This window comes from Pseudomonas sp. YuFO8, from assembly GCF_035065025.1.
In the GTDB taxonomy this organism is placed as follows: domain Bacteria; phylum Pseudomonadota; class Gammaproteobacteria; order Pseudomonadales; family Pseudomonadaceae; genus Aquipseudomonas; species Aquipseudomonas putida_AE.
Map to the genome: position 1 here is coordinate 1 of NZ_JAXDEQ010000092.1, position 2,185 is coordinate 2,185.

Below are 2,185 nucleotides of genomic sequence, written 5' to 3' on the forward strand. Positions count from 1 at the left end.
CTGGTGCTGTTGTTGTGCCAACAGTAAATTGTCGTGCTGGACAATGGAGTGGTGCAACGCCCCTTGTATTTCGGTGGACAAGCGACTGTTGCAGTAAAAGCGTTGAAGCGGGGGCTCTTGCGGTTGGGTGTGGCTTATCAGACGATCCACTGGGTCGTATCGGTAGTGACAGAGCTGGTTTTGCTGTGGAGAAGTCATTGGATGCTCCGGGCGCTCAAGGTCTGAGTGCTTGAGTATCTGTGATGACGCCAAGTTTGTGACCTAGCAGAACTGATAGTAGCAAAGCACCTGTAGGAGCCGCCGAAGGCTGCGATCTTTTGATCTTTTTACGTCGCACGCAAGGAAGATCAAAAGATCGCAGCAGACCTGGGATCAAGGAACCCGGCGCACCGAAGTGCCCCACGCACAGCCACCATAACGGGGTGACACTGACGCGCCTTGAAATTGACCGAACTGCTAAACCCGACCGCTGAAAATGCAGCAGCAACAGTCTTCGCTGGCAAGCCAGCTCCTAAAAAAACGTGCCTTTACCGTGGTTTCGTGCGCGACATATACCTTGCCGGCGAAGGCGGCCTTGAGTCTGGTGCTGCTCTATCGGGCCTCTTCGCTGGCAAGCCAGCTCCTACAGGGGAATGCGTTCGCTTGAAATCAGGTCGGCTCGTAGGCCGCCTCGCTAGCGTGAACCAGACGGCGAACGTGCAGCAGTTTGGTACGGCTAACAGTGCGACTGTGATGCAGAAGTAATCGCGCGGGGGGTGGAAGAGCCGCGGCCCTTGAGGGAGGGTCGCGGTTTTTTTACGCATTCAAAACAACATGATTGGTTGTCCCACTGCCTTCGCGAGCAGGTTCCCACAGCTGGCTGAATACAATTAAAACGAACTCCCTGCCTTTCGAATCGCATGTACGATCAGGCCCGCGCAGAGGCCCTATGCTGGAAATCGACTACCTCCTTAATGATTCCAGGAGGCGATCGGCAAGCAAATCTTCAGACCTGCTCCCGTAAGTAACGTCGTTACGATTAAAATAACCCTGCTCATTTCTCATCCTGGAAATCATATCACTTCTTGCGTCCCGTCTAACTATTGCGATATGATCAGCCATTGACTTTGAATTCGTGATTGATGGATCCAACTTTTTAAACGATGCACTACCAATGCCTTTTGCCTTAGGAATATGAAATCCCGGTCGACCCGGCGGAAAGTAAATACTCCGCAACCATGGATTGATACGTACGTTGTTTTTTCGCATACTTGTGATCCTAGCGCGCAAATTTGCATCTGAAGCAGCTTGAGCATTAGCTTGGATTGTTTTTGAAACCAGCATCAAATTATCGATATCCTTTTGACCAAGGTACTTGGATATATGCTGAAATAAGGGATTATTCTCGAGCAACACAGGCTGCGGGGCACGCGCCCCTCTCCACGCGAAGAAACTGGCAGGTGGCTCTATTGATTTTCTTTGAGTTTTGTATAGCCATTTCAACGCAGCATATTTAACAAGCGGAGAAAAATGTCCGCTGGAATCATATCGATTGATCGGATCATTCAAGCAATATGCATAATTATTAAGTCCTCCCCTCCCGAATGGACTCCAACTATCCGGACTGTTAAACCGCATCAATACCGGGTTAAACGCTCTATAACCATTACCCAACAAATAACACTCAGTCACCGGGTCCGGTAATTCGCCGTTGAATCCCAACAAACTCAGCAAAGCACTTTCAGGGCGGCGGTGACCATAGGGTGAATATGCGATGGGTTGCCGTTGATGATTGGCTTTGAGCGTATGGAGTACCGAGCGTTGTACATCCGTGGCAATCAACGTGGCGTCGAGCGCATTGCCCTGGTGCTGTTGTTGTGCCAACAGTAAATTGTCGTGCTGGACAATGGAGTGGTGCAATGCCCCGTGAATTTCAGTGGCCAAGCGACTGTTGCAGTAAAAGCGTTGAAGCGGGGGCTCTTGCGGTTGGGTGTGGCTGATCAGACGATCCAGAGGGTCGTATCGATAGTGGCAGAGCAGATTTTGCTGGGGGGAAGTCATGGGATGCTCCGAGCGTTCAAGGTCCGAGCATTTGAGTATCTGTGGTGTAACCAAAGTTGTGACCTAGCAGAACTGATAGCAGCAAAGCACCTGTAGGAGCCGCCGAAGGCTGCGATCTTTTGATCTTTTTACGTCGCACGCAAGG

At 50.8% G+C, this 2,185-nt stretch carries 1 protein-coding gene and 1 pseudogene; both read right to left on the reverse strand.

The annotated features are described in order from the left end of the window. Positions 1–198, reverse strand: a pseudogene (locus SOP95_RS31425) (RHS repeat-associated core domain-containing protein); the annotation flags it as partial. Positions 199–942: 744 nt separating this feature from the next. Beyond that, positions 943–2,040: an RHS repeat-associated core domain-containing protein gene (locus SOP95_RS31430; RefSeq protein ID WP_323609505.1), complete on the reverse strand. Its 1,098-nt coding sequence runs from the start codon at positions 2,038–2,040 to the stop codon at positions 943–945. Positions 2,041–2,185 lie beyond the last annotated feature (145 nt).

Bases quoted from the DNA above. Each gene is read 5' to 3' on its own strand.
- SOP95_RS31430 (WP_323609505.1), bottom strand. From the start codon at position 2,040: ATGACTTCCCCCCAGCAAAATCTGCTCTGCCACTATCGATACGACCCT.